We start from the raw sequence: 26039 nt of genomic DNA on the forward strand, positions 1-26039 counted from the left end.
GGTGCGTCAGCTCTCGGCGACGTAGGTGTCGTCGGCCGCCTCGTAGCCGTCCTCGAGCAGGTCCTGCTCGATGAGGATGTCGGCGACCTCCTGGATGCGGTCGACGTCGGTCTCGGCGAGGAACTCCGGCAGCGCGATCTCCGCCGCCACCTCCGGGGAGACCTGGGCGATCGTCGGCAGCCAGGTGCGCCAGTCGGCCTCGTTGGCCACGATGTCCTGGCCGGCGGCGTACATCGCCCGGGCGAACGCGGCGACCGTGTTCGGGTTGGCCTCGATGAACTGGTCGCTGGCGATGAAGTTCGACACCGCGAGGCCGACGTTCGGGCCCGACGGGTCGGTCAGGTCGACGATCTCGCGCATGCCCGCGGCCAGCGCGGCCGAGGAGAACGGCTCCGGCGAGTAGCCGACGTCGATCGACCCGGCCTGGACGCCGGAGAGCATCTCCGGGAAGGGCACCTCGACGAAGGTGGGCTCGACGTCCTCGAGGCCCTCCTCGTTGAGCAGGTTGCGCAGGGTCACGTCGCCGATGTTGTTGGTGGCGTTGATGCCGATCGTGGCGCCGTCGAGGTCCTCGAGGTCCTGGATGGGCGAGTCGGGGGTGACGTAGACCGACAGGCCGCCGGCGCCGAGGGCGCTGGTGAGGACGACGGTCCTGATCGGCAGCCCGCTCTGCGCGGCGATCGAGGTGGAGATCGTGTTGGAGAAGCTCATGTCGAGCTCGCCGGTCGCCACGCTCTGCGCCGCCTGCGGGCCGCCCTGGACCGGCTCGAGGGTGACCGTGAGGCCCTCCTCCTCGAAGAAGCCGTTCTCCTGCGCCCAGTACAGCGCGGAGTAGTCGGCCAGCGGCAGGGCGCCGACGGTGATCTCGGTGGTCTCCAGCCCGCCGTCCGACGAGCCGCCACCCCCGCCCGAGTCGCCGCCGCCGTCGTCGTCGCCGCCACAGGCGGCCAGACCCAGCATGGCGAACGCGGTCGCGCCTGCGATCGCTCCCCGGAACCTCATGTATCTCCTCCGACTCTCAGAAGCTGAGTGCTCGATCGACTGTGCGTGCGCGGCGGGGGCCCGGCCGCGCGGACGGCGGTCCGGGAGGACCGCCGGTGGTCAGGCGGGAGCCGCCTGCTCCTTGCTGCGGAGCAGCCGGGTCACGTGCCCGCGGATCTCGACGAACCGCGGGTCGGTCTTGGTGGCGATGTGGTCGCGCGGCCGCGGCAGGTCGACGTCGATGACCTCGGCGACGACGCTCGGCGGCGCCGACAGCACGATGATCCGGTCGGCGAGGTAGACGCTCTCGTCGATGTCGTGGGTGACCACCAGGACCGTGATGCCGAGCTCGGCCTGGATCCGCATGAGCAGGTCCTCGAGGTCGGCGCGGGTCTGCGCGTCCACCGAGGCGTACGGCTCGTCCATCAGCAGCAGCTTCGGGTGGCTGGCCAGCGCGCGGGCGATCGCCACGCGCTGCTGCATGCCGCCGGACATCTGCCAGGGGTAGAGCTTCTCCTTGCCGGAGAGCCCGACCTCCTCGATGGCGAACCGCACGCGCTCGGCCCGCTCCTTGGCCGGCAGGTGCTTGATCGGGAAGGCGACGTTCTTGTCGACCCGCATCCAGGGGAACAGCGAGCGCGAGTAGTCCTGGAAGACCATCGCCAGCCCCTCGGGGACGCCCGCGACCGGGGTGCCCTCGAACTGGACCTGGCCCGCGGTGGGCTCGTCCAGGCCGGAGATGATCCGGAGCAGGGTCGACTTGCCACAGCCGGACGGGCCGACGATGACGCTGATCTTGGAGGCCGGGACCTCGGCGGTGATGCTGCGGACGGCGAGGTTGTCGCCGTAGCTGCGGGAGACGCCCTCGAGCAGGAGCTCGGCGCTGCCTGCGCTGGTGGGCACTGGGTTCTGGGTCACTCGGGCCTCAGTCATTCTGCTGGGTCGCTCCTCGGTGCCAGGCGAGCACGCGTCGCTCGATTGCCAGGAAGATGAAGTTGAAGGCCACGCCGAGGATCACCAGGACGATGAGGACCGCCCAGAAGCCGGCGTAGTCGAAGGTCCGCTGGGACTGGATGAGCAGGTAGCCCAGCCCGTTCTCGGACTTCTGCAGCTCCGAGATGATCATCAGGATCAGCGCGAAGGACAGCGACGTCCGGATGCCGGCGAAGATCTTCGGCGAGGCGCCGGGCAGGACGATGTGGAACAGCACGTCCCGGCCGGGGATCCGGAAGACCTGCGCGGCCTGCGCGCGGGTCTGCCCGATGGAGCTCACGCCGTCGATCGTGTTGAGCAGGATCGGCCAGACCACGCTGAAGGCGATCAGGAAGATCTTCGGCGAGGCGCCGGTGCCGAACAGGAAGAAGAAGACGCCGAGCAGCGCCGGGCTGGGCAGCGACCGCCCGAGGTGCACCATCGGCTGGAACAGCGCGGTGGCCACCGGCGAGATGCCCAGCAGCACGCCGACGACGACGCCGACGACGATCGCGATGCCGAGGCCCGCGAGCGCCCGCCCCACGCTGGGGAACAGGTGGTCGAAGGTGGCGTCGCCGAGGAAGAAGCGGGACGCGTCGCCGGAGAGGAAGTCCTCGGTGAACCGCTGGAAGGAGGTCACCGGGTCCTTGACGAAGAGCCCGATCCGCTGGTCCTGCGACAGCTGCCACCAGACCAGCAGGATCGCGGCCGGGACGACGAGGCGGAGCAGGACCGAGACCGGCCAGGGGAAGCCCGCGCGCACCTTCTTGCGCGGCGGGCGCCCGACGGCGGCGCGCTCCTCGACGGCCTCGGACTCCGGCGCGCTGAGCGGGACGTGGACGTCGGCGCCCTGCTGGATGGTCACTGGGCCAGCCCCTTCTTCCAGCCGAACAGCACGTCGTCGAGCCGGGCCATGACCAGGTTGACGACGACGCCGAGGACGCCGGCCACCAGCGTGGCCGCGTAGACCAGGTCGAGGCTGGTCGCGTTGGCGGTGTTGGCGAGGATGTAGCCGCCGATGCCGGAGCCGTTGCCGATGAGCAGCTCGGCGCTGACGGCCACCAGCAGGCCGATCGAGGCGGCGATGCGCACGCCGGTGAAGGCGAACGGCAGCGCGCTCGGGATCTTGATCTTCCGCAGGACTGCGAGGTCGCCGTTGCCGAAGCTCTTCGCGGTCATGACGGCGGTGGTGTCGGTGCTGCGGACGCCGTACATGGTGTTCAGCAGGATCGGCCAGACGCAGGCCAGCGCCACGGTGAGCGCCAGCGGCAGCATCCCCTGGCCGATGACCAGCACGAGGATCGGGCCGATGGCGACCGACGGCAGGACCCGGAAGGACTCCACCGGCCACTCGAAGGCGACGAAGACGCTGCGGAAGGCGCCCATGAGGCCGCCGACCAGGACGCCGACGACGGTGGCGATGAGCAGGCCGAGCATCCACTCGCCGATGGTGAACAGGACGGCGTCCCAGAAGGTGCTGTCCGGTAGCAGGTCACCGACGCCGCTCACCACGCCGGTGGGCAGCGGCAGGCCGGGCACGTCGAGCAGCCCGGAGCGGATGACCGCCTCCCAGACCGCTGCGGTGCCGATGACGCCGACGACGCCGAGGACGGCCTGCGCGCGGCCGCTCAGCGGCTCGTGCAGGAGTTTCACCGGATCTCCCTCCTGTGACCGGTGGGCGCCGTAGTGGGACGGGCCACATCCGTAGACAGATGGTCGCCGGGAATTCCGCGAGCCGTCAATAGCTGAGCGCAAAGAGTCTTGGTATTTAATCGTCTGGCAACACAGGGCGTCACCGGTGTGACTCAGCGCACCTCTGGTGGCACGAACTGCCTGTTCGCGGCCGGCTCGCCGCGCCAGCCGGCGAGCGCCCAGCCCGCCGACACGACGACCGCCGCCGCGAGCGCCAGCAGCGGCGCCCCGGGGACGCCGGCGACCATGAGCGCCCCGCCGGCCGCCGCCGGCGGGAGCCAGACCGCGGCGGGGATCCGCCGGGCGGCCCGGCCCCGGCGCCGCCGGGCGGCCTCGAACCAGAAGGGCACCGCGAGCGGCGGGGCGATCCCGGCCAGGACGGCGAGCCAGTCGACGAGCACGCGGTGGAAGGCCAGCAGGCCCAGCAGCAGGCCGAGCGCGGTGATGACGGCGGTGGCCGCCCGCGGCCGGGCGCCGGTGAACGTGCGCAGCGCCAGGCCGCCGGAGTAGGCCGCCGCGATCGCCGGCGCCAGGACCGCGACGGCGACCAGCAGGTCGCCCACCGGCACCGCGCCCAGCCGCATCGCGGCGACCGCGGCCAGGGTGGCGTCTCCCCCGGCGTCCCCGGACAACTGCAGGGCCGCGCCCACCAGGACCAGGCCCAGCGCCGGCACCACGAGCGCGGCGACGCAGGCCAGCAGCCCGGCCGGGTGCGCCAGCCCCGCGGTGAAGTCCGGCGAGCGGAGCATGAACACGGCGACGTAGCCGACGAAGGCGGCCAGCAGCACGAGGGCGGCGGCGCCGTCGCCGGCGGTGGTGGTGACCGGCGCCGGCACCCGGTCGACGCCGAGCAGGAGCAGCGGCGCGGCGAGCAGGGTGGCGACCGTCGTGCCCACCGCGACCCGGTTCCACAGCCGCGGGTCGCTGAGGGCCAGGCCGCCGACGAGCGCCCCGATCGCCAGGGCGCACACCGGCCGGGGCAGGTCGGCGACGCGGGCCAGCGACTCCCCGCCGATGCCGATCCCGAAGCCGACCCAGCCGACCATGCCGGCGGCGACCAGCAGGCCCACCGCCGTCCGGGCGGGCGTCGCGAGGTAGTCGCGGCTCAGCTCGGCGAACGTGCGGCCGGAGCCGATCGGCGGGCGCAGGCCGAGCCGGCCGTGCAGCACCAGCAGCGCCGTCATCAGGGCGATGCCGGGCAGCACCCAGACCAGCGGGAGCGGACCGCCCTCGTCGGCGAGCTGCGCGCCGAGCACCAGCGCGCCCGGCGAGCTGCCGATGGCCAGCCACGCGCCCACGTACCGCGTCCAGCGCACCGGGGTCGCCGTCGACACGTGCACTCCTTCCCGCTCCCCGCCTCCCACGGCCCCGGCCCGGCCGCGCCGGAGGGCGCGACCGGGCCGGGCAGCCGGGGACGACGGGGTCAGCCGTCGACGGTGTAGGTGTACTCCGCGGCGTCGTAGCCGTCCTCGAGCAGGCCCTGGTCGATCAGGACGTCGGCCACCCGCTGCAGCTGGTCGACGTCGGTGTGGTCGATGAAGTACGGCAGCCCCATGCTCTGGGCGACGTCGGGGTCGACGTTGATGACGCCGGGCAGCCACTCGCGGAACCCGGCCTCGTTGGCCGTGATGTCCGCCCCGGCGGCGTACAGCGCGCGGACGAAGGCGGCCACCGTGTTCGGGTTCTCGCCGATGAACTGGTCGCTGGCGACGAAGTTGGCGACCGCGAGCCCGTCGTTGGGGCCGCCCTCCTCGATGAGGTTGACCACCTCGCGCATGCCGGCGAGGCGGGCCGCCGAGTTGAACGGCTCCGGCGCGTACCCGGCGTCGATCGACCCGGACTGGACGCCGCTGAGCATCTCGGGGAAGGGCACCTCGACCCAGTTCGGCTCCACCTCGAGGCCGTCCTCGGCGATCATGTTGCGGAAGGTGATGTCGCCGACCGTGTTGAGCGCGTTGATCCCGATCGTCTGCCCCTCGAGGTCCTCGACCGACTGGATCGGGGAGCTCGGGTCCACGTAGATGCTGAGGGTGTTCGGGCCCAGCGCGCTGGTCACGGCGATCACCTTGATCGGCAGGCCGCTCTGGGTGCCGATCGACGTCGCGATCGTGTGCGAGTAGCCGATGTCCAGGTCGCCGGTGGCGACCATCTGGGCGCTCTGCGCACCGCTGGGCACCGGCTCGATGGTGATGTCGAGGCCCTCCTCCTCGAAGAACCCGTTCTCCTGCGCCCAGTACACGGCGGCGTAGTCGGAGATCGGCAGGGCGCCGACGGTCAGCTCGGTGACCTCCGGCTCGCCGTTGCCCCCGCCGCTCCCGCCGCTGCCGGAGGACGAGGACGACGGGTCGTCGTCCCCTCCGCAGGCCGACAGCGCCAGCGCGGCGGAGGCGACGAGCGCCAGGACTGCTCTGCTCGACTTCACGCGGGATCCCTCTCCCTCAGGCCCGGACGCCGGGCTCGGCGTCCGACGGCACGGCTGCAACGCTGGCCGCAGCGGCCGGGGCACTGCCCCGGAGCGCCGCGAGACTCGGGATCTGCTCGCGGTCGAGGATCTCGAGGAGTTCGGTGTTGATCCGCTCGGCGACCCGCCAGCCCTGGTACACGAAGGCGCTGAGCAGCTCGACCGTGGCGGCGCCGGCCTGGATCACCTCGTAGGCGTCGCGGCCGGAGGAGATCCCGCCGAGTGCCTTGATGCTGGCCCGGTCGCCGGTCACCTCGCGGATCGCCCGCACCGTCTCGACGGTCTTGCTGAAGGCCATCCGGCCGGAGACGTGCCCGCGGCCGATGGACAGGCGCTGCTCGCTCTGGCTCCAGGTACCGGGGATGGTGAAGCCGCCGACCCCCAGCCGGACGCCGCGGTCGATCAGGTCGAGGCGGTTGTCGCGGTCCTGGGTGCTCTGCCAGGCGACCATCTTCACGAGGATCGGCTTCGTGCGGCGCTCCATCACCGCGCCGATGAGCTCCTCGAACACCGCGGGGGTGTGGAAGTTGCCCGGGTCGTCGGTGTTGTTCGGGCACTGCAGGCCCAGTTCGACGGCGTCGACGTAGGGCTGCACGGCCTCGAGCGAACGGACGTACTGCTCGACGGTCGGCGCGTCGATGTTCGCCACGACCGGCACGCCGCGCCGGGCTCGGCGCAGCCGCGCGACGCACCGCTCGAGGCCGTCGCTGGGCAGGCCGTAGCAGTTGATCAGCGACTCCTGCTCCGGGTAGCGGAGCACGCGCGGCCGGGGGTTGCCCGGCCGCTCACCCGGCAGGATCGAGCCGACCATCACGTAGCCGAAGCCCAGGTCCTGCAGCGTGGAGACGATCTTGGCGTTCTTGTCGATGCCGGGGGCGACGCCGACGGGGTTCTCCAGCGTCAGCCCGCCCAGCGTGGTGTGCAGCCGGGGGTCCTGGACGCGCAGCCGCCGGCTCATCAATCGCCACGGCTGCTCGATCCGCAGCGAACGCACCGCGAGGTCGTGCGCGGTCTCCGCGTCCAGCCGGAACAGCACCCGCCGCAGCGCGTCCTGGTAGAGATCAGCCACGCCTAGCTCCCGTCGTCGGGTCCGCCGCGCCGCCGGGCCGAGTCACGACCCGGTCTCCGATGATCAAGAACCACAGCTCCAAGCATCTTTGATCTCAGATGCTGTGATGTGAGGCATCCAAACGACGGGATTCCGGAACCGTCAAGGGTTCGTCGGGAGGGAACTCATTCGTTACCCGACCGTGACGCGCGCTACATCGCCCGGCCGACCGTGGCGGCGTCGGTCGCCGGGCCGCCGCCGACGGCGGAGGTGTGCAGTTCTCCACGTCGTCGACCGGCGATGGCGTGGAGAACTGCACACCCACCGAGGCCGGCGGGGCTCGGCGCGGCGGCGGGGACCTCAGCCGAGCGGCGCGGTCCAGGCGTCGTAGGCGTAGACCCAGTCGGCGTTGCCGGCGACCTTGAGCCACTCGTTGCCGCGGGAGCCGATCTGGACGTCGGCGGTGCGCGGGCGGCGGGCGGCCTCATAGGCCTGCAGCGCGGCGGCGACGTCCGCCGGCTCGTGCGCGGCCAGGGCGCGGGCGAGCACGACGGCGTCCTCGATCGCCATGCCGGCGCCCTGTGCCATGAAGGGCATCATCGGGTGGCAGGCGTCGCCGAGCAGGGTGCGCGTGCCGGCCGACCAGCGCGGCAGCGGGTCGCGGACGTAGAGCGCCGACTTGAGCACCGAGTCGCAGGCGTCGAGCAGGGCCCGGGCCTCGGGGTGGAAGGCGGCGTAGGCGCGGCGCAGCTCGTCGACGTCGCCGGGGGCGGTCCACGACTCCTCCCGCCACGACTCCTGCGGGCGGGTGGCGAAGACGAACACGTCCTCGCCGCGGTTGAGCGGGAAGGTGACGATCTGGGTCGCCGGGTCCGGCCCCCACCACTTGGTGAAGGCGCCGAGGTTGGGCACGCCGGCCAGCCGCTGCGCCGGGACGACGGCGCGGTAGGCGACGACCCCGGTGAACTCCGGCTGCTCGGGGCCCAGCAGCGCCTCGCGGACGACGGAGTGGATGCCGTCGGCGCCGACGAGCACGTCGACGGCGGTGCTGCCGCCGTCGGCGAACGCGAGCACGGTGCGGTCGCCGTCCTCGTGCAGCCCCGTGAGGGTGCAGCCCAGCCGGAGCACGCCGTCGGGCAGCGCGGGGACGAGCGCGTCGAGCAGGTCGGCGCGGTGGATGGTCAGCTGCGGGGAGCCGTAGCGCTCCTCGGCCGCGGCGCCCATCTCCAGCCGCGAGGTCTCCTCGCCGGTGTCCCAGGTGCGGCTGATCCGGTGGCTCGGCCGGGCGGCGGTCTCCCGCAGCCGCTCCCCCACGCCCGCGCCGAGCCCGTCGAGCGCCTTGACGGCGTTGGGCGTCAGGTTGATGTCGGCGCCGACCCGGCCCAGGGCCGCGGCCTGCTCGAAGACGACGACCTCGCGGCCGAGCTGACGCAGCGCGATGGCGGCCACCATCCCGCCCACGCCGCCGCCGACGATGCCGACCCGCTGCTGCTCGCCCATGGCGTCTCCCTGCCTTCCCCCCACGGCCCGGCCGCGCGAAGATGTGTAAGTACCTACATTGTTAGGCCTTAGATGTCTTGGCGGCAAGGGACCGGAGGTGACGGCGGTGGGAGCGGAGTACGACGCGGTCGACGCGGTGGTGGCGAGCTGGGCGGCGGTGCGGCCGGACGTCGACCCGGCCAGCATCGGGGTGTTCGGCCGGATCGCCCGCCTGGACCTGATGCGGCGGGCCGCCGTCCGCCGGCTGCACGAGCGGCACGGGCTCACCCCGGCCGCGTTCGACCTGCTCTCCCAGCTGCGCCGCGCCGACCCGCCGCACCGGCGCACCACCGGCGAGCTGGCCGAGGCCACCCTGCTCACCTCGGCCGCGACGACGCTGCGCATCGACCGGCTGGAGGCCGAGGGGCTGGTCCGCCGGGTGCGGTCGGCCGAGGACCGGCGGGTGGTCTACGCCGAGCTCACCCCGGCCGGGCTGGCCCGGATCGACGCCGTCTACGAGGAGCACATCGCGCTGGAGGACCGGCTGCTGGCCGGCCTGGACGCGGCCGAGCGCGCGCAGCTGGCGGACCTGCTGCGCGCGCTCACCCACTCCGTGAGCGGGCTCACCCCCTGACCCCTCGACGAGATCTGCACAGTCGTCGCCAGCAGCGCCTGATGCCGTCGAGTGTGCAGATCTCGTCGAGGGAACCGACGTCAGTCGCGGGCCACCAGGACCGGGACCTCCTCGGCCGGGCGCGGGGCCGGGACGGCGACGGCGACCGGGACGGCGTCGTCGTGCCGCAGCTCCGGCAGCCAGCGCAGCCACCGCGGCAGGTACCAGTTCCGGTCCCCGAGCAGTTGCATGACCGCCGGCACGAGCACCGCCCGGACGACGGTGGCGTCGAGCAGCACCGCGATCGCCAGCCCGAGGCCGATCTGCTTCATCGAGGTCATCGACAGCGTGACGAAGGTCAGGAAGACGAACACCATGATCACCGCGGCGCTGGTGACCACCCCGGCCGAGGACGTGATGCCGTGCGCGACCGCCCGGCGGGTGGACAGCCCACGGTCGTGGCCCTCGCGGATCCGCCCGAGGATGAAGACGTGGTAGTCCATCGACAGGCCGAACAGGATCACGAAGAGGAACAGCGGGATCCAGTTCACGATGCCGCCGGTGCGGTCCAGGCCGATGAGGTCGGCGCCGACGCCCTCCTGGAAGACCAGCACCATCGCGCCGTAGGCGGCGGCCACGCTGAGCAGGTTGAGCACGATCGCGGTGACCGCGATGGTGATCGACCGGAACGAGACCAGCAGCAGCACGAAGGCCAGCACCAGGACGAACCCGAACACCCACGGCGTCCGCTCGGCCATCAGCTCGTCGAAGGCCACCGAGTCGGCGGTGTCGCCGCTGACCACGGCGGTCACCCCGTCGACCGCGCCGACCGTGGCCGGCACCAGGTCGTCCTCGAGGGTGGCGAGCGCGTCGCGTGAGGCCTGCTCCTCGCCGTCCCCGACCAGCGGCACGCTGACCACGGCGACCGTGCCGGCGTCGTTGGTCTCGACGTCGATCGGGTCGTTCATCTGCCCGCTGGCCAGGGCCCGCTCGCGCAGGTCGGCGATCGCCGCCTGCACCTGCGGCGCCTCGACGTCGTCCGCCTCGACGACCACCTGCGCCGGCGACGGCCCGCCGGGGAACGCCTCGGAGATCCGGTTGTGGGTCTGGATGACGGGCAGGTCCTGCGGCAGGTCCGTGACGCTCTCGTTGCGCAGGTCCATCGACAGCGCGGGGACGGCGAGCGCGACCAGCGCCGACCCGGCCAGCAGCCCCGCCACCAGCGGGCGGCGCAGCACGATCCCGAGGACGGCGGGCCAGAACCGGCCGGGGCGGTCGGCGGGCCGGCGGCGCAGGAACGGCAGCCGCCCCTTCTCCACCCGGTCGCCGAGCCAGGCCATCATCGCCGGCAGCACGGTGAGCGAGCCGGCGACCGAGATGGCGACCACGAGGATCGTCGCCGAGGCGACGCCGGTGAAGGCGGAGAACCCGGTGAGGAACATGCCGGCCATCGCGACGACGACGGTGATCCCGGAGATCAGCACCGACCGGCCGGAGGTGGCGGCGGCGATGTCGAGCGCGTCGACCGGGCCGGCGCCCTTCGCCCGCTCCTCCCGCTCGCGCTTCAGGTAGAAGAGCGAGTAGTCGACGCCGACGGCCAGCCCGATCAGCAGCATGACGATCTGCGCACTCTGGTCGACGTGCCACAGCTGGCTGGTCAGGCTGAGCAGCCCGAGCGCGCCGACGAACGCGGTCAGCGCGAACACCAGCGGCAGCACCGCGGCGACCAGCGCGCCGAAGGTCAGCAGCAGCACGGCCAGCGTGATCGGGATGGACAGCAGCTCGGCGCGCTGGAAGTCCTCGTCGAGGGTGTCGCCGAGGGCCAGGTCGGCGCTGGTGCCGCCGAACTGCTCGACCCGGACGTCGTCGTGCTCGGCGGAGACCGCGGCCACGGCGTCCTGGATCGGCCCGATCCGCTCGTCGGCCGTCTCGGGGTCGCCGGCGATGTCGAGGGTGACCAGGGCGGAGCGGCCGTCCTCGCTGACCAGCGGCGCGCCGTCGAGCGGGCTGGCCACGTTCGTCGCCTCGGGGGTCGCCCGGAGCGCCGCGACCAGGTCGGTCAGCGCGGCGGTGGCGGCGGCCTCGGGGACGTCGGCGTCCCGCTGGACGAGGACCATCTCCGAGGCCGGCTCCTCCCAGCCGTTGTCGTCGAGGATCTGGCGGGCCTGGGCCGGCGCGCCGAGGCTCTGCTCCGCGGGGGTCAGCTCCCCCTGCGGCACGAGGGCGCTGACGGCGAGGGCGGCCAGCACGAAGGCCAGCCAACCGAGCACGGCGGCTCTGCGGTGACGGGCGCTCCACCGCCCGACCCGCCCGGCCAGGTTGCCGGATCGCTGCATGGTCGTCTCCTGTCTGGGTGCACGGGTGTCCGGCACCGAATCTGCTGGTCACGGGCGCGCGGTCCCATCCCGCCAGCTGGCGGGGGGTGTGTCGGGCCAGCCCGACAGCCGCGGGCCGAGCCTCCCGGGAAGCGGGGGCGCCGCCCATCGGGGAGCACCCCCATCCGACCCGGGTCCTGCGCTACGGGACTCCCCGGGTCAGCCGGCCGGGAAGTCGTCCAGCGAGAACGTGGTGAACACCAGCCCGTCCGGCTCGCCGCTCTCGTACAGCAGGCCGAACCGGCCGCCGGGCAGCCGCACCATCGTCGAGTAGCCCGCCGGGCCGGTCGTGACGGCGAGGGCGGCCGGCCAGGTCCGCCCGCCGTCCCGGGACAGCCGGACGACGAGGTCCCGGCGGTCGGTGGGCGAACTGGCGTGCGAGGCGAGCAGCCAGTCGGCGCGCGGGGAGTCCGGGTCGGGGTCGACGCGCAGGACATCCCCGTTGCAGCCCGGGTCCGGCATGCCCGGCTGCGGCGCGGGCACCGTCCAGGGCCCGTCCACGGTCGGCGCGGTGGCGAGCAGCCGGGCGCGGTCGGCGCCGCGGGGCCGGCCGACGTCGATCAGCGACCCGTCGGCGAGCTGCTCGAGCTTGTGCTCGTCGACGTCGTGGCCGGGCAGCGGCGCGGTCATCCGCCACGTGGCCCCGTGGTCGGCGGAGACGCCGTACGCGGCGTGCGCGAGGCCGTCACGGAGGTAGAGGTAGGGGACGACGAGCGTGCCGTCGGCCAGCTGCAGGCCCTTGCCGGCCGAGGCGATGATCCCGGCCGTCTCGGGCGTCTTGAGCTGCGCGGTGAGGTCGACGGTGTCGGACCAGGTGACGCCGTCGTCGTCGGAGTACCGGTACCAGGGGTGCAGCGTGCCGCGGTCGTCGGGCCGGTCGCCCGGCGCCGCGGAGTAGAACCCGACGCCGGGCGGGGCGCCGATGTGGAAGAGGAACAGCCGGCCGGTCTCGCGGTCGAGGAGCAGGCTCGGGTCGCCGACGCCGTAGGCCAGGGCGGGGTCGTCGGACTCCCCGTGCCGAGCGGCGACCTGCCGCTGCGACCAGGACCGGCCGCCGTCGGTCGAGCGCCGGCAGACGACGTCGATGGTGTTCGGCAGGTCCGCCCGGCTCGCGCGGCGGGCGTCGTAGCAGGCGACCAGCGTGCCGGCGGCCGTGACGGCCAGGGCGGGCACGCGGTACTGCGCGGCCCCGTCGCCGGAGGCGTCGACCAGCACGGAGGTCACGGGCGGCAGCTCGGGCGGCGGCTCGGGCGGCGGCTGCGGCGCCGACCGAGGCGTCGACTGGGACGCCGGCTGGGACACCGACTGCGGCACCGGCGCCCCCTCGTCGGCCGTCTCGGTCACGCCGGTGGCCAGGACGACGGCCAGCGCGGCGCCGAGCACCGCGGCCCGGCCTCGGCGGGAGACCTGGGCCACGGCCGGAGCAAATCGGACCCGCCCGGGATCTGACCAGCACTTCCCGCGCGGCGACCCGGGGCCGGAGACGAATCTGCGCGCCTCCCCCGTCGGGGAAGCGCGCAGATCGGTGTCTCAACCAGACGTGCACCCGAAGGGACTCGAACCCCTAACCTTCTGATCCGTAGTCAGATGCTCTATCCGTTGAGCTACGGGTGCCTGTGTTCAGTTGTCGTGCGCGGAGGCTCCGGGATTTGAACCCGGGATGGGGGTTAACCCAAACCGCATTAGCAGTGCGGCGCCATAGACCGGACTAGGCGAAGCCTCCCGGGGTCCGAGTCCCCCCGGAACCACCGCGGAAGAGACTACCAGCGCCCGGTGCGGACCCGGCCCGGGGGTCCGGGCCGGGTCCGCGTCCCGGTCAGGTGACCAGCCGCTCCCGCGGCGCAGCGGGGACGACGACGCGGCGGCCGGGCACGAGGGTCACGGCGACGGCGACGGCCGCGCCGGCGACCGCGAGCAGCAGCGCGCCGGGGACGCCCGAGGCGCTCTCGATGAGCGCGCCGCCCAGCGCCGCACCGACCGCCGAGGCCCCGACCGTCACCGTCGACAGCCAGGTGAACGCCTCGGTGGTGGCCTGCGCCGGCGCGATCGAGCCCACCAGCGAGTTCTGCACGGTGAGCGTCGGGGCGATCACCGAGCCGCCCAGGAAGAGCAGCACGCCGAGGACCCAGGGGCTGGAGACGGCGGCCAGCGGCGCCAGCCCGATCGTCGTCCCGAGCAGGCCCCACCGGTACTGGCGCGGCAGCGAGACGCTGAGCACCCGGGCGCCGAACCACAGGCCGCCGGCGACCGAGCCCAGCGACCAGACCGCCAGCAGGACGCCGGACATCCCCGGCGACCCGGCGGCGTCGGCGAAGGCCGGGATCGCGACCTCGAGCGCCCCGAAGCCGAGCATCAGCGCCGCGCCGCTGACCAGCACGCGCGGCATGCCCGGGGCGCGGACGGTCGAGAACACGCCGGTCTGCGCGTGCTCGGCCGGCTGCCAGGCGCGCATCGCCCGGGAGAGCGCGATGCCGGTGGCGCCGGCGACCGCGAGCACACCCGCCGTCGCCACCGCGACCGCCGGCGCGGCGAACACCGCGAGCCCGGCGACCAGCGCCGGCCCCACGACGAAGACCAGCTCGGTGGTGGTGGCGTCCAGGGCGAAGGCGGCCGGGCGCACCCGCGGGTCGACCCGCGACCACAGCGCGCGGACGGTGCCGCTCACCAGCGGGGTCGCGGCGCCGGCCGTGGCGGAGGCGGCGACGATCGCCTCGGCCGGCGCCCCGGCGAGGACGACGGCGACCAGCCCGGCGAGCAGCACCGGGTAGGCGGCCGCCTGGACGAGGAGCACCGGGCGCGGCGAGCGGCGGTCGGCCACCCGACCGAGCACCGGGGCCATGACGGCCATGGCGATGCCCAGGGTCGCCGCCGCCAGGCCGGCCACCGCGTAGGAACCGGTCTGCTGCTGCACCATGAGCAGCAACGCCAGCGGCACCATGGCCGAGGGCAGGCGGCCGGCGAAGCCGCCGATCAGCAGGGTGGGGGCGGAGGGCAGCCGCCAGACGGAGAGGTACGCGCGCACGGTCGAACTCGTTTCAGCACTACGGGGAATGTGTAGGCGGTCATCAACGGTTGACCACCTACAGACCACGGTATCGAGCCGGGAGGTAGGGAGTCAAATGAACTACGACACCTACGCGTCGAACGCGGTGGAGCTGGCCATCGACCTGGCCAACGCCGACCGCGACGCCGACGCCTGGGCCGCCGACTTCCTCGTCGCGCACGACGAGTGGTTCTCCCCCGGCTCGTCCCGCGACCTCGGTGCCGACGAGGCCCGCGCCGCCGCCGAGACCGCCGACCTCGTCCGCGCGGTCGCGCTGGCGGAGACGCAGGCCGACGTCCTCGACCGGCTCAACGCGCTGCTCTCCCGCGCCCACCCGCAGCCCTACGCCACCGACCACGACGGCGAGCTGCACCTGCACTACTCCCAGCCCGGGGCGCCGGTGCTCGAGCAGTTGACCACCACGGTGGCGATGGGGCTGTCCCACGTGGTGGCGCAGCACGGCTGGCAGCGGCTGGGCGTGTGCTCGGCCGAGGGCTGCGACGACGTCTACGTCGACACCTCGCGCAACGCCAGCCGCCGCTACTGCTCGAACACCTGCGCGAGCCGCTCGACGGTCGCCGCCTACCGGGCCCGCCGCAAGGCCTGAGCGGAGTGCGAAGGAGCAGCTGACCTGCGCCGTCGCACTCCACTACCGTCGCCGCGTGAGGTCACCGCGGCACTGGGACGCCCGCCTGCACGCCGCGATCGGCGCGATCCCCGCCTCGCCCGCCGACCGCTGGCTGCGCCGGCTGTCCACCGCCGCCGACCACAGCCTGCTCTGGTTCGCCGTCGCCGCGCTGATGGCCACCCGCAAGGGGCCGCTGCGGCGGGCCGCGCTGCGCGGCACCGGCTCGCTCGCGGTGACCAGCAGCGTGGTGAACGCCGTCCTCAAGCAGATCTTCGGCCGGCGCCGTCCCGACCTGTCCTCGCACGGCGAGCACCGGCTGCTGCGGCGCAGCCTGACCACCCACTCCTTCCCCAGCGGGCACTCGGCCTCGGCGGCCGCGTTCGCCACCGGGGTGGCGATGGAGAGCCCGCTGGCCGGGATCGCGCTCGCGCCCGTGGCGCTCGGCGTCGGCTACTCCCGGGTGCACGTGGGCGTGCACTACCCCGGCGACGTCGTGGCCGGCTTCGCCGTGGGGACGGCGGTGGCGGCGGCCAGCCGGCAGTGGTGGGCGGTGCGACCGCGGACGCCGGCGCGGGTCCGGCCGGCGCACAGCGCGCCGGCGCTGCCCGAGGGCGAGGGGCTGGTCGTCGCGGTCAACCCGCGCTCGGGCGACGAGGGGTACGACCCGGCCGCCGACATCCGGGACCTGCTGCCGCGCGCCGAGGTGCTGGAGATGTCGGAGGACCGGGGCGTCGCCGAGCTGCTCGGCGAGGCGGCGCGGTCGGGCCGGGCGCGCGCGCTCGGGGTCGCCGGCGGGGACGGCTCGGTCGCGGCGGCCGCCGCGGTCGCGCTGGAACACGGGCTGCCGCTGGCGGTGATCCCCGCCGGGACGCTCAACCACTTCGCCCGGGACGTCGGCGTGGACACCGTCGAGCAGGCCGCCGACGCGGTGACGTCGGGGGCCGCGGTCAAGGTCGACGTCGCGCGGCTCAACGGGACGCCGTTCCTCAACACCGCGAGCATCGGCAGCTACCCGGAGATGGTGCGCCGGCGCGACGCGCTGTCCGGGCGGCTGGGCAAGTGGGCGGCGATGACGGTGGCGGTCGCGCGGACGCTCCGCGACGGCACCCCGGTCGAGCTCGCCCTGGACGGCCGGTACGTGAAGGTGTGGATCCTCTTCATCGGCAACTGCACGTACACCCCGCGCGGGCTGGCCCCGGCCTGGCGCCCGCGGCTCGAGGACGGTCTGCTCGACGTCCAGTACCTGCGCGCCGACATCCCGTTCAGCCGGACCCGCGCGGTGCTCGGCACGCTGCTCGGCGTCTCGCACCGCGTGTCGGGCTACGCGGAGACCACCGGGACGTCGGTGCGGGTGCGCTCGCTGTCCGGGCCGCAGCCGGTCGCCTACGACGGCGAGATGGGCGAGGCGGCGACCGAGTTCTCGTTCACCAAGGGCGGCGCGCTGACCGTCTACTGCTGCCGGACGACCTGAGGCGGCCACCCCCTGCTCTGCGGTGTTCCCCGCGCGCTCGCGGCGTTGCAGCACCGCAGGAGCGCGGGGAGAACCGCAAGAGCCGGTCATCGCGGGTGTTCCTCGGGGATCGCGGGTCCTGCAGCACCGGCGACGTGCGAGTTCGACCCGCAGTGGTCGCGCGGGCGAGTGACGGTCGGCCTCCGCGCGCCCCGGGCCGCCACTCCTGCGGTGTTCCCCGCGCTCTCGCGGTGTTGCAGCACCGCAGGAGCGCGAGGAGAACCGCAGGAGCCGGCCGTTGCGGGTCTTCCGCGCGGGTCGTGGGTCCTGCAGCGCAAGCGATGTGCGAGTTCGACCCGCGATGACCCCGATCGGGCGGTTGTCCACAGCGCTGGCTGCGCGCGAGATGCGGTCCTGGCTAGTCTCCCGACTTCGTGACGTCGGGGAGGTGGCGCGTGCCAGTCGGGTGGACGGCGCGGACGACGGCGGTGCTCGCACTCGCGGCGGCTGTGCTCAGCGGGTGCTCGAGCGAGCAGCCGGCCAACGACACGCTCCCCGACGCGAGCGCCAGCACGTCGGCGCCGACCGAGGCACTCCCACCCCTCGGCCCGCCCGAGTTCCCGGTCCCCGACGCGGCACGCGAGAAGACGCCCGGGGGTGCTCTCGAGTTCACCCGCTACTACATCGGCCTCAGCGCGCACATTGCCACTGGGGCCGTAAACCCGCAGGTACTCCTCGACTTAAGCGACGGATGCGGCTTCTGCAGGCGAGTCGCCATGTCATACGAGGAGGACCGCACAGCGGGCCTGACTTACGAGGGGTTCGAGTACACCTTCGAGGAATACGGACTCCCCGTCCTCGATGGTGCTGTTGCCGAGATCGGCTTCGCCTACAGCCAGAGCTCCTACGAGGTCGTCGATCGTCATGGCCAAAGCCTGCCTGACCGTGCAGTAGAAGCTACCGGGGATTTGCAGTCCGGCGCTCACTTGGTATGGCGGGACGACATAAGCACTTGGCTCGTCACTTCGATGACCATCGGCTGATGGCGACACTCCTTCGTCTCTTCTTGATCGGCCTTCTTGCACTTCTGATGGCCGTAGCGGCTCCTAAACCCGCTGAGGCGTGTGCAAGCTTTGCCTGCGGGCCCGAACCTGAAGTTGGGATCGGGCAAGGAGCTTTGACCGCCGCTTACGCCGAGCAAGTGAATGGCCTATGGGTCGCCTCCGTCGGCGCCCCTGTCGACCACCCGTACACCTATCGCCTGATCACCCCCTGCGCCCAAGCGGTCGAGGCGGCCGAGCCCTGTCAGGACTCCGACGATCGCGCCTGTCCGGCTGAGGAGGGGCGTGTTGTCAGAGACCTCGTCCTGCAGCAACGGCGAATAGTCGTCGCCAATGTGACGGAGATCGACGGTCAAGCAGTTCCGAGCGGTGTCCCGCTCGGCACACCCTTCGGTGACTGGCTGGCATTCCCGCGGGCGTGCGTCGACGTCACCGCGCTCAATCCCGCGCCGACGCCGGACGAGGTGTTCCGCTACTTCGAGCGGCTCCCGCTCCCCCAGTTGCCCACCCACCAGCAGCCACCCGGCGACGCCCTGGTCGGCCTGCCCGTCATCTTCTTCACCGACGGCCCCACCACCCAGACCTTCACCCTCGACATCCGCGGCTTCACCGTGGACATCGTCGCCACCGCAGAGGGCTTCGCCTGGCACACCGGCGACGGCGCCGACCTGACCACCACCGACCCGGGCGCGCCGTACCCGGACCACACGGTGACCCACGACTACGCGTCCGGCACCTACACCGTGTCGCTCACAACGACCTGGAGCGGCACCTTCAGCGTCGACGGCAGCGCCAGCGTCGACGTCCCGGGCACCACGACGACCGACGGCCCGCCGGTGACGTTCACCGTCGTCGAGGCGCGCGCCGTCCTCACCAACCCCCACGACTGACGAGGGACGAGGGCCCCTCCCCCGCACCCGGGCGCGCCGCCTACCTTGGGCGCCGTGCAACTCTCCGCCGCCGTCGCCGCCGTGGTGCGGTCACTGCTGGCCGAGAACGGGTGGTCGGGCCGGCAGCTGGCCCGCGAGACCGGCATCAACCAGGCCAGCGTCGCCCGCAAGCTGCGTGAGGACAGCCCGTTCGACTTCGACGACATCCAAGCCATCGCGCAGGCGATGAGCGTCGACCTGCTCGACCTGATGAACGCGGCGACGCGCCTGCTCGGCTGAGGTCGCCACCACCCTGCCTGCGGGTTCCCGACGTCGCCGGGGCGATCGGGCCGGCAACGCCCGGAGGACGCCGGCAACGTCCGGCGAGAGGTCCCTCAGGCCCGCTGTCGGGCGAAGCGCCAGGTCAGGATCGCGGCGACGACGGCGGCGAACATCATCCCGACGCCGATGAGCGTGGTCTGGGTCGTCCCGAGCAGCACCAGGACGACGCCGACGACCACGACGGCGATCATCTCGACGGCCACCACGAGCAGCAGCAGCCCGAGCAGAGCCTTCCCCATGCGGCCAGGGTGCCTGCCCGCGCCCGCGGGCGACAGCCGGCCTCACCCGGGAAGGGCAGACACCGCTGGTCGAGCGGAGCGGCGCCGATCTCACTACGGTCCGACAGGAGGGTGTCCCGCCCGCCCACCTGGGCAGGGGGACACCGACACGGTCCCGGAACGGAAGAGGTCTGCCCATGTTGGTCCGCCGGATCGCCCGGCCACTGCTCGCGTCGTCGTTCGTCTACGGCGGCGTCGACACCCTGCGCAACCCGCAGACGCGGGTCCCCGGCGCGCAGCCCGTCGTCGACACCATCACGGAGAAGGCCGACCAGCAGCTGCCCGTGCAGGTGCCGCGCGACGTCGAGCAGTGGGTGAAGATCGACGCCGGCATCAAGGTGGTCGCCGGCTCGCTGTTCGCCCTCGGCAAGCTGCCGCGGCTGTCCGCCCTGGCCCTCGCCGGCAGCATCGTGCCGACGACGCTCGCCGGCCACCGCTTCTGGGAGCACGAGGACCCGGAGGAGCGCTTCGGCCAGCTCGCGCACCTGCTGAAGAACGCCGGCCTGCTCGGCGGCCTGCTCATCGCCGCCGTGGACACCGAGGGCCGCCCCTCGGTCGGCTACCGGGCCAAGCGGGCCGCCAAGCTCGCCGCCAAGGCGACCGAGGAGAACTACGAGAAGGCCGCCAAGCGCGCGGCCAAGGCGCACAGGAAGGCCGAGAAGAAGGCCAAGAAGCAGGCGAAGAAGGTCAACAGCTGACCGAGCCACTCCCGCCCGCGGCCGCGCTCCGGAGGATCGCCTTCCTCCTGGAGCGCGCCCGCGAGCCCACGCACCGGGTCGCGGCGTTCCGCACCGCCGCGGCCGTCCTCGACGGCCTGGACGACGCCGAGCTCGAACGCCGGATCCGCACCAGGACGCTGACCGACCTGCGCGGCATCGGCCCCAAGACCGGCGCGGCGATCGTGCAGGCCCACCGCGGCGAGGTGCCCGAGTACCTGGCGAAGCTCGAGGAGGCGCACGCCGAGCTGGTGCCGCTGGCCGACGACGTCGCCGAGTTCCGCGCCACGCTGCGCGGCGACCTGCACAGCCACTCGGACTGGTCCGACGGCGGCAGCCCGATCCGCGAGATGGCCGAGGCCGCCCGCAGCCTGGGGCACGAGTACTTCGCGCTCACCGACCACTCGCCGCGGCTCACCGTCGCCAACGGGCTGACCGCGGCGCGGCTGGAGCGGCAGCTGGACGTCGTCGCCGAGCTCAACGAGGAGCTCGCGCCGTTCCGGATCCTCACCGGCATCGAGTGCGACATCAACCTCGACGGCAGCCTGGACCAGACCGACGAGCTGCTGGAGCGGGTGGACGTCGTCGTGGCCAGCGTGCACTCGGACCTGCGGGCCGACCGCGCCGCCATGACCGAGCGGATGCTCGCCGCCATCGCCAACCCGCACACCGACGTCCTCGGGCACTGCACCGGCCGGCTGCTCATCCCCCGCGAGCAGCGCGAGGGCCGGCGGCAGCGGCCGCGGCCGGAGAGCCAGTTCGACGCCGAGGCCGTGTTCTCCGCGTGCGTCGAGCACGGCGTCGCGGTAGAGATCAACTCCCGCCCGGAGCGGCTGGACCCGCCGCTGCGGCTGCTCGCCCTCGCGTTGGAGCTCGGCTGCGACTTCGCCATCGACACCGACGCGCACGCCCCCGGCCAGCTGGACTGGCAGTCCAACGGCTGCGAGCGGGCGGTCGAGACCGGCGTCCCGCCGGAGCGGATCATCAACACCCTGACCGCGGACGAGCTGCTCGACCGGGTCGGCTAGCCGACCTCAGCCGCCGGCGTCGCCCGGCGCGACGAACGACCGGCCCGGCCAGTAGGCCCACTCCTCGAAGCGCTCGACCCGGCCGTCCGCGGCGAAGCGCAGCACCCACAGGTCGCGGTACTCCTGGACCGCCGGGGTCTCGTACCGGACCTCGAGGCGGACGACGGCGTCGCGGCCCTCGACCGCCACCGGCTCGGCCCGCATCGTGAAGGCCCGGCCGACGTCGTCGCGCCAGAAGGCGCGGATCCCGTCGTGCCCGACGTCCGGCTCGGCGTAGGGCGAGCGGAGGTAGCGCGCGTCCTCGGTGAACAGCCGCCCGACGCCCGGCGCATCGCCCGCCCGCCATGCCCGCTCGTACGCGGCGACCCAGGTCATGACCTCGTCCCGGTCCACGCCGGCGACGCTGCCACGGCGGGCGACCGCGCGGGAGGGCCCGGGCCGCCGCCGGAGCGGCGGCCCGGGCCGGGGTCAGACGTCGAAGACGCTCACCCCGCCGGGCCCGACGAGCAGGCCGACGACGATGAGCACGATCCCCCACAGCAGCTGCCTGCGGACGATCGCGACGATGCCGGCGATCACGAGGACGACGGCGAGGATCCAGAGCAGTGTGGCCATGCGCGACCTCCGGTGCAGTGTGGGAACCGACACCCCCGTCGCGCGAACGTACTGCTCAGCGGCCCGGACGGCGCGTCGAGCGGTCACCCGGTCGGGTGACGGCGGCTCAGCCCCTGCGGGTCCAGCCCTCCCACGCCGAGGCGACCATCTGCTCCACGCCGTACTCCGCCTTCCAGCCCAGCTGGTCGGCGACGCGGTCGGCGGAGGCGACGACCCGGGGCGGGTCGCCGGCGCGGCGGGGCTCGACCACCGGCTCGGCCCACTCCTCGTCGGCCGTCCCGCTGACCGCGCGGATGACCTGCACCATCTCGCGCACCGAGACGCCCTCGCCGCGGCCGATGTTCGCCGTCAGCGCGCCGACCGAGCCCGACGCCAGCGCCCCCGCCGCCGCCACGTGCGCCGAGGCGATGTCGGCGACGTGGATGAAGTCGCGGATGCAGGTGCCGTCGGGGGTGTCGTAGTCGTCGCCGAAGATCCGCGGCGGCTGCCGCCGGTCCAGCTGCTGGAACACCATTGGCACCAGGTTGGAGACGCCGCGGTCGGTCAGCTCCGGCGCGGCCGTCCCGGCGACGTTGAAGTAACGCAGGTTCGTGTACCGCAGGCCGGTGGCCCGGGCGGTGTCGGCGACCATCCACTCGCCGACCAGCTTCGTCGTCCCGTAGGGGTTCACCGGCCGGCACTCGACGTCCTCGTGGACGAGGTCGACGTCCGGTGCGCCGTACACGGCGGCGCTGGAGGAGAAGACGAACGACTCGACGCCGGCCGCCGAGGCCGCCTCGAGCAGCACCCGCAGCCCCTCGACGTTCTCCCGGTAGTAGAAGAGGGGACGGCGGACCGACTCCTCCACCTGCTTCTTCGCCGCGACGTGCACGATGCCGTGCACCGCGTGCTCGCGCAGCACCCGCCCGACCAGGTCGGCATCGAGCACGCTGCCGACGACGAGCGGCGCGTCCGGGATGCGCGCGGGGTCGCCGGTGGAGAGGTCGTCGAGCACGACGACGTCCTCGCCGGCAGCGCGCATGGCCGCGGTGATGTGTCCGCCGATGTAGCCGGCTCCGCCGGTGACCAGCCAGGTCATGGCCGGGGACTGACGACGGGGAGGGGCATGGCGGAACTCCTCGGTGGGGTGGTGGACGGGGTCATGCGCTGTCCGACAGCCGCCGCTGCGGCGGCTGGGCCAGCCCGTGCGCGACGGCGAGCAGCGCGGCCTCCAGCCGCGAGCTGACGCCGAGCTTGCTGAGCACCGACTGCACGTGCGTGCGGACGGTGGTGATGCCCACCCCCATGGCCTCGGCCATGTCCGAGGTGGAGGTGCCCTGCACCAGCCGCTCGAGCACCTCGCGCTCGCGGCGGGTGAAGAACTGGGCGGCCAGCTGCACCTCGTCGAGGTCGGCCGGGGCCGGGCGCAGCGAGCGGCGCAGCAGCCGGGGGTCGGCGTAGAACGCGCCGGCCGCCACCTGCTGCACCGCCCGGATGACGGCGCTGACCGGCTCGGACTTGCTGACGACGCCGTCGGCCCCCGCGGCCACGGCCTCGGTCAGCACGTCGTGGTCGACCCGGCCGCTGAGCAGGATCGCCTTGGGCGCCTGCGCCGCCGAGGTCAGCGCACGGATGCCGGCCAGCCCGTCGGGCGCGCCGCTGCCGAAGTGCAGGTCCATCACCACGACGTCGGGCGGAGTGGTGCGGGCACGGGCGAGCGCCTCGGGGACGGTGCGGGCGACGGCGACGACCTCCTCGCCCGCCTTCTCCAGCGCGATCGCGATGGCCTCGACGAACATCCACTCGTCGTCGCAGAGCAGGACACGGGTCACGCGGCTCCCTCGCGGTACTGGCCGGGCAGGGTGACGACGGCGCACGCGCCGCCCAGCGGGGACCGGCCGAGCACCAGCCAGCCGCCGGCGGAGAGCACCAGCGACCGGACGACGCCGAGCCCCTGGCCACCGATCCGGTGCACGCCGTCGTCCGGGAACCCCGGCCCGTCGTCGTGCACCTCGATCCGGATCGGCGCCGGGCGCCCGCCGGGCACGCCCTCGATCCGCCTGGCGTGCAGCTCGACCGCACCCTCCGGCCCGCTCGCCGCGAGCGCGTTGGTGAGCAGGTTGCGCACCACGCGGGTCAGCGCGGTCTGGCTCATGGGCACGAACAGGCGCGGGCGCGAGCGCACGGTGACCGCGCAGCCGGTGCTCACCGCGGTCCGGGCCACCCCGCGCAGCACGACGTCCGCGTCGGTGCCGGCGGCCGCGCCGCACGCCGGCGGGTCGCCGGGGTCCTGCGCGGGCAGGGAGTCAAGCACGGCGAGGGCGTGCACCGCCTCGCTGCGGGCGGTGCGGACGAACTCGCGGAGCTCCTCCGGGGGGAGGGTGTCGGCGGAGTCCGCGACCGAGAGCACCGCCTGCAGCGTCGCGAGGACGTGCTGCAGGTCGTGGCGGACCCCGGGGCTGATCCCCGTGTCCGTGCCGGTGCTCGTGGGGCCGACCAGGCTGCTCATGGCGTCCTCATCAGGGTGACGGGTGCAGACACTGCACAGGCGATCCCGCACGTCTGCAGTGCGGATGTGACCGACCCCTCCTCCGCGTCGACGGAGAAGACGGTCGCGGTGTCCCCCAGCCCGGCACGCAGCCCGGCGGCCAGTCCGGCCAGCAGGGCGGCGCCGTCCGGCCGCACCACGGCGCGCTGGGTCTCCGCGGAGAGCAGCACCAGGCCGATCCCGCCGCGCACCAGGGTGGGGACGTCGATGAGGCCGGACCAGCCGGCCACGGCCAGCGGGACCTCGCGCAGCGCCAGCTCGCGCAGCACGGCCCGCTCGGCGGTCAGCGCCGACAGCAGCCGGCGCTCGGGGACGGCGAGGACGAGCCGACCCGGGCCCGCCGCCGGCTCGGGGAGGCCGTCGGCCAGCCACGGGGCGAGCTCCCCGCCGGGCTGCAGGAGCAGCAGCCGGTCGACGCCGTCCTCCGGGAGCGGCCCGGCCGCCGCGACCTGCTGGACGAGCCAGCGGTCGAGCGCGGCGGCCAGGCTGGGGGCGTCCACCGCGACCGGGTCGACCACCCCCTCCTCGACGGTGCACGCCTCGATCACGGTGAGCCTTCGCGCCGCACCGCTCCCGTGGATTCCCGCGGTCATCGGTCGGATCCCCGGCACGAACCGCCCGGACGCGAACGCGGCGCGCAGCCGCCGGTCCAAGGCGGCGGGGGCCCCGTGGTCCTCCGCCGCCCCGGGACCGGTCGACGTCCACGGGTCGAGCACCGTCAGCCCGCCGGTGCGGCCGGCCGTGGCGTGGCTGCGCAGCAGCGCACCGATCACGGCGTCGGGGTCGGCGTCGACGTCGACCACCTCCATCACGGCGACGTCGACCACCAGCGGCCTGCCCTCGCCGGCCGACCGGTCCAGCACCGCCGACACCCGCCGGGCCAGGACCCGCTCGCCGTCCTCGGCGACGTCCTCGGCGAGGACGGCGAGACGGCCGGGTCCGAGGACGACGACGGCGTCGGTGCCGCGGGCGGCCTGCCGGACCCGCTCGGCGAGCTCGGCCGTCGCGGCCTCGGGGACGGCGCGCGGGCCCTCGACCTCCTCGCGCAGGGCGGTGACGACCGCGAGCGCGATGCGGGACGACCAGCGGCGCCGCCGGTGCAGCGCCTGGCGGAGGCGCTCGGCCAGCTCGGCGCGGCCGTCGACCGCCTCGCCGCCGGACCAGGCCGCGGGCTCGGCGTGGACGGCGGCACGGCGGGTGGGCCGGCCGCCCAGCGCGGTGACCCAGCGCTCGCCGCGGCCGGGGGGCTGCACCTGGAGGTGCAGCCAGGCCTGCCGGGGCCAGCCGCGCTGGATCGTCACGGGCACGCTGGCCGAGCGGCCGTCCATCCGGAGCAGGTCCCGCACGACCGCGCTGAGCCGGGCCGCGCTGTCCAGGGGGAGCACCTCGGCGAGCGCGGACGGCCGGCCCTCGGCGGCCGGGTCCAGCAGCTCGTCCATCGCGTCGCTGAGCCAGGTGAGCTGCACGGATCCGTCGTCGAGCAGCCGGGCGGTCGCCGCCGGGCCACCGGAGCGGAGGGCCAGGGTGCGGGTGCGCTGCTCGGAGCCGCGGGTCAGCGCCACGGCCGCGACCGACGCGGCGGCCAGGAGGAGCAGCACGGTCGCGGCCACGCCGGCGCCCAGTGCGAGCCCCAGCCACACGGCCGCGGCGGCGACCAGCAGGCACGTGACGGCGGGGACGCCCAGGGAGCGCGGGGTCGCCGGAGGCCGGCCGCGGCGTGCGGCGGCCTCGACGGCGGGCGCCCCGGGGTGCGGGGCGGATGTCTTCGGGGGCGAGTCGACGGGACTCATGGGCGGTCCTCCGGCGAGAGGGCGGGCCGCGGGGGCGCGCCTCTGTCGTGCAGCGTGGGAGCGGTGACGGC

26 protein-coding genes and 2 tRNA genes are annotated in these 26039 nt (G+C 74.0%); 8 read left to right on the forward strand and 20 right to left on the reverse strand.

Translation table 11 applies throughout. The annotated features are described in order from the left end of the window. Positions 1-6: 6 nt before the first annotated feature. From ACI79F_RS04120 to ACI79F_RS04155, 8 genes are all read right to left on the reverse strand, one after another. Positions 7-1002: an ABC transporter substrate-binding protein gene (locus ACI79F_RS04120; protein WP_456544158.1), complete on the reverse strand. Its 996-nt coding sequence runs from the start codon at positions 1000-1002 to the stop codon at positions 7-9. 99 nt (positions 1003-1101) lie between these two features. Beyond that, positions 1102-1899, reverse strand: a complete 798-nt coding sequence (locus ACI79F_RS04125; protein ID WP_456544157.1) for an ABC transporter ATP-binding protein — start codon at positions 1897-1899, stop codon at positions 1102-1104. Positions 1900-1906: 7 nt separating this feature from the next. Then, positions 1907-2818 carry an ABC transporter permease gene (locus ACI79F_RS04130; protein WP_456544156.1) on the reverse strand — a complete coding sequence of 304 codons (912 nt, stop codon included), beginning with the start codon at positions 2816-2818 and terminating at the stop codon, positions 1907-1909. Beyond that, complete coding sequence (locus tag ACI79F_RS04135; protein WP_456544155.1) at positions 2815-3606, reverse strand: ABC transporter permease; 792 nt, start codon at positions 3604-3606, stop codon at positions 2815-2817. The genes ACI79F_RS04130 and ACI79F_RS04135 overlap by 4 nt, the downstream gene beginning before the upstream one ends. Before the next feature lie 152 nt (positions 3607-3758). After that, positions 3759-4979: a hypothetical protein gene (locus ACI79F_RS04140; RefSeq protein WP_456544154.1), complete on the reverse strand. Its 1221-nt coding sequence runs from the start codon at positions 4977-4979 to the stop codon at positions 3759-3761. A gap of 89 nt (positions 4980-5068) precedes the next feature. Then, positions 5069-6067: an ABC transporter substrate-binding protein gene (locus ACI79F_RS04145; RefSeq protein WP_456544153.1), complete on the reverse strand. Its 999-nt coding sequence runs from the start codon at positions 6065-6067 to the stop codon at positions 5069-5071. A gap of 16 nt (positions 6068-6083) precedes the next feature. Continuing rightward, positions 6084-7175, reverse strand: coding sequence for a dihydroorotate dehydrogenase 2 (locus ACI79F_RS04150; protein ID WP_456544152.1), 1092 nt, complete (start codon positions 7173-7175; stop codon positions 6084-6086). A gap of 339 nt (positions 7176-7514) precedes the next feature. Beyond that, a complete protein-coding gene (locus ACI79F_RS04155; protein WP_456544151.1) occupies positions 7515-8654 on the reverse strand; it encodes an FAD-dependent monooxygenase in 1140 nt (379 codons plus the stop codon). Positions 8655-8760: 106 nt separating this feature from the next. Here ACI79F_RS04155 and ACI79F_RS04160 point away from each other — a divergent pair, with 106 nt between their 5' ends. After that, a complete protein-coding gene (locus ACI79F_RS04160; RefSeq protein WP_456544150.1) occupies positions 8761-9267 on the forward strand; it encodes a MarR family winged helix-turn-helix transcriptional regulator in 507 nt (168 codons plus the stop codon). Positions 9268-9347: 80 nt separating this feature from the next. Here the strand turns inward: ACI79F_RS04160 and ACI79F_RS04165 are convergent, their stop codons facing one another. The 5 genes from ACI79F_RS04165 to ACI79F_RS04185 form a co-directional block, all read right to left on the reverse strand. Further along, positions 9348-11582, reverse strand: coding sequence for an MMPL family transporter (locus ACI79F_RS04165; protein WP_456544149.1), 2235 nt, complete (start codon positions 11580-11582; stop codon positions 9348-9350). 198 nt (positions 11583-11780) lie between these two features. Further along, positions 11781-13037, reverse strand: coding sequence for a sialidase family protein (locus ACI79F_RS04170; protein WP_456544148.1), 1257 nt, complete (start codon positions 13035-13037; stop codon positions 11781-11783). A 125-nt stretch (positions 13038-13162) separates the two neighbouring features. Continuing rightward, positions 13163-13235 (reverse strand) — tRNA-Arg (locus ACI79F_RS04175). A gap of 20 nt (positions 13236-13255) precedes the next feature. Continuing rightward, positions 13256-13344, reverse strand: a tRNA-Ser gene (locus ACI79F_RS04180). 93 nt (positions 13345-13437) lie between these two features. Continuing rightward, positions 13438-14643 carry an MFS transporter gene (locus tag ACI79F_RS04185; RefSeq protein WP_456544147.1) on the reverse strand — a complete coding sequence of 402 codons (1206 nt, stop codon included), beginning with the start codon at positions 14641-14643 and terminating at the stop codon, positions 13438-13440. A 97-nt stretch (positions 14644-14740) separates the two neighbouring features. Here ACI79F_RS04185 and ACI79F_RS04190 point away from each other — a divergent pair, with 97 nt between their 5' ends. The 5 genes from ACI79F_RS04190 (at position 14741) to ACI79F_RS04210 (ending at position 18972) form a co-directional block, all read left to right on the forward strand. Further along, positions 14741-15271 carry a CGNR zinc finger domain-containing protein gene (locus ACI79F_RS04190; RefSeq protein ID WP_456544146.1) on the forward strand — a complete coding sequence of 177 codons (531 nt, stop codon included), beginning with the start codon at positions 14741-14743 and terminating at the stop codon, positions 15269-15271. A 55-nt stretch (positions 15272-15326) separates the two neighbouring features. Continuing rightward, the gene (locus ACI79F_RS04195) at positions 15327-16763 is read left to right on the forward strand and encodes a phosphatase PAP2 family protein (RefSeq protein WP_456544145.1); all 1437 of its coding nucleotides are present in this window, start codon (positions 15327-15329) and stop codon (positions 16761-16763) included. 467 nt (positions 16764-17230) lie between these two features. After that, positions 17231-17785, forward strand: a complete 555-nt coding sequence (locus ACI79F_RS04200; RefSeq protein WP_456544144.1) for a hypothetical protein — start codon at positions 17231-17233, stop codon at positions 17783-17785. 134 nt (positions 17786-17919) lie between these two features. After that, complete coding sequence (locus tag ACI79F_RS04205) at positions 17920-18693, forward strand: hypothetical protein (protein WP_456544143.1); 774 nt, start codon at positions 17920-17922, stop codon at positions 18691-18693. A 54-nt stretch (positions 18694-18747) separates the two neighbouring features. Continuing rightward, on the forward strand, positions 18748-18972 hold the full coding sequence (locus ACI79F_RS04210) for a helix-turn-helix domain-containing protein (RefSeq protein WP_456544142.1): 225 nt from the start codon (positions 18748-18750) through the stop codon (positions 18970-18972). Positions 18973-19067: 95 nt separating this feature from the next. Here the strand turns inward: ACI79F_RS04210 and ACI79F_RS04215 are convergent, their stop codons facing one another. After that, positions 19068-19253, reverse strand: coding sequence for a hypothetical protein (locus ACI79F_RS04215; RefSeq protein WP_456544141.1), 186 nt, complete (start codon positions 19251-19253; stop codon positions 19068-19070). A 176-nt stretch (positions 19254-19429) separates the two neighbouring features. Here ACI79F_RS04215 and ACI79F_RS04220 point away from each other — a divergent pair, with 176 nt between their 5' ends. Both ACI79F_RS04220 and ACI79F_RS04225 read left to right on the forward strand, forming a co-directional pair. After that, complete coding sequence (locus ACI79F_RS04220; protein ID WP_456544140.1) at positions 19430-19990, forward strand: DoxX family protein; 561 nt, start codon at positions 19430-19432, stop codon at positions 19988-19990. Next, on the forward strand, positions 19987-21036 hold the full coding sequence (locus ACI79F_RS04225; protein ID WP_456544268.1) for a PHP domain-containing protein: 1050 nt from the start codon (positions 19987-19989) through the stop codon (positions 21034-21036). The genes ACI79F_RS04220 and ACI79F_RS04225 overlap by 4 nt, the downstream gene beginning before the upstream one ends. A gap of 6 nt (positions 21037-21042) precedes the next feature. Here ACI79F_RS04225 and ACI79F_RS04230 read toward each other — a convergent pair whose 3' ends face one another. The 6 genes from ACI79F_RS04230 to ACI79F_RS04255 all read right to left on the reverse strand — a co-directional run bounded on the left by ACI79F_RS04230 (position 21043) and on the right by ACI79F_RS04255 (position 25968). Continuing rightward, positions 21043-21429 carry a YybH family protein gene (locus ACI79F_RS04230; RefSeq protein WP_456544139.1) on the reverse strand — a complete coding sequence of 129 codons (387 nt, stop codon included), beginning with the start codon at positions 21427-21429 and terminating at the stop codon, positions 21043-21045. A 75-nt stretch (positions 21430-21504) separates the two neighbouring features. Continuing rightward, positions 21505-21651 carry a GPGG-motif small membrane protein gene (locus ACI79F_RS04235; RefSeq protein WP_456544138.1) on the reverse strand — a complete coding sequence of 49 codons (147 nt, stop codon included), beginning with the start codon at positions 21649-21651 and terminating at the stop codon, positions 21505-21507. A gap of 106 nt (positions 21652-21757) precedes the next feature. Beyond that, positions 21758-22729 carry a UDP-glucose 4-epimerase GalE gene (gene galE, locus ACI79F_RS04240; protein WP_456544137.1) on the reverse strand — a complete coding sequence of 324 codons (972 nt, stop codon included), beginning with the start codon at positions 22727-22729 and terminating at the stop codon, positions 21758-21760. Positions 22730-22790: 61 nt separating this feature from the next. Beyond that, the gene (locus ACI79F_RS04245; RefSeq protein WP_456544136.1) at positions 22791-23462 is read right to left on the reverse strand and encodes a response regulator; all 672 of its coding nucleotides are present in this window, start codon (positions 23460-23462) and stop codon (positions 22791-22793) included. Beyond that, entirely contained in the window at positions 23459-24139 is a 681-nt protein-coding gene (locus ACI79F_RS04250; RefSeq protein WP_456544135.1) for a sensor histidine kinase, read from the reverse strand. The genes ACI79F_RS04245 and ACI79F_RS04250 overlap by 4 nt, the downstream gene beginning before the upstream one ends. After that, positions 24136-25968: a hypothetical protein gene (locus ACI79F_RS04255; RefSeq protein WP_456544134.1), complete on the reverse strand. Its 1833-nt coding sequence runs from the start codon at positions 25966-25968 to the stop codon at positions 24136-24138. The genes ACI79F_RS04250 and ACI79F_RS04255 overlap by 4 nt, the downstream gene beginning before the upstream one ends. Positions 25969-26039: the final 71 nt, after the last annotated feature.

The sequence above is a fragment of the Blastococcus sp. SYSU D00868 genome (assembly GCF_054050575.1).

What these genes read in the sequence shown, in the direction of transcription:
- ACI79F_RS04120 (WP_456544158.1), bottom strand. Translation starts at nt 1,002, where the DNA reads ATGAGGTTCCGGGGAGCGATCGCAGGCGCGACCGCGTTCGCCATGCTG.
- ACI79F_RS04155 (WP_456544151.1), bottom strand. Translation starts at nt 8,654, where the DNA reads ATGGGCGAGCAGCAGCGGGTCGGCATCGTCGGCGGCGGCGTGGGCGGG.
- ACI79F_RS04165 (WP_456544149.1), bottom strand. Translation starts at nt 11,582, where the DNA reads ATGCAGCGATCCGGCAACCTGGCCGGGCGGGTCGGGCGGTGGAGCGCC.
- ACI79F_RS04190 (WP_456544146.1), top strand. Translation starts at nt 14,741, where the DNA reads ATGAACTACGACACCTACGCGTCGAACGCGGTGGAGCTGGCCATCGAC.
- ACI79F_RS04215 (WP_456544141.1), bottom strand. Translation starts at nt 19,253, where the DNA reads ATGGGGAAGGCTCTGCTCGGGCTGCTGCTGCTCGTGGTGGCCGTCGAG.
- ACI79F_RS04220 (WP_456544140.1), top strand. Translation starts at nt 19,430, where the DNA reads ATGTTGGTCCGCCGGATCGCCCGGCCACTGCTCGCGTCGTCGTTCGTC.
- ACI79F_RS04235 (WP_456544138.1), bottom strand. Translation starts at nt 21,651, where the DNA reads ATGGCCACACTGCTCTGGATCCTCGCCGTCGTCCTCGTGATCGCCGGC.
- galE (WP_456544137.1), bottom strand. Translation starts at nt 22,729, where the DNA reads ATGACCTGGCTGGTCACCGGCGGAGCCGGCTACATCGGCGGACACATC.
- ACI79F_RS04250 (WP_456544135.1), bottom strand. Translation starts at nt 24,139, where the DNA reads ATGAGCAGCCTGGTCGGCCCCACGAGCACCGGCACGGACACGGGGATC.
- ACI79F_RS04255 (WP_456544134.1), bottom strand. Translation starts at nt 25,968, where the DNA reads ATGAGTCCCGTCGACTCGCCCCCGAAGACATCCGCCCCGCACCCCGGG.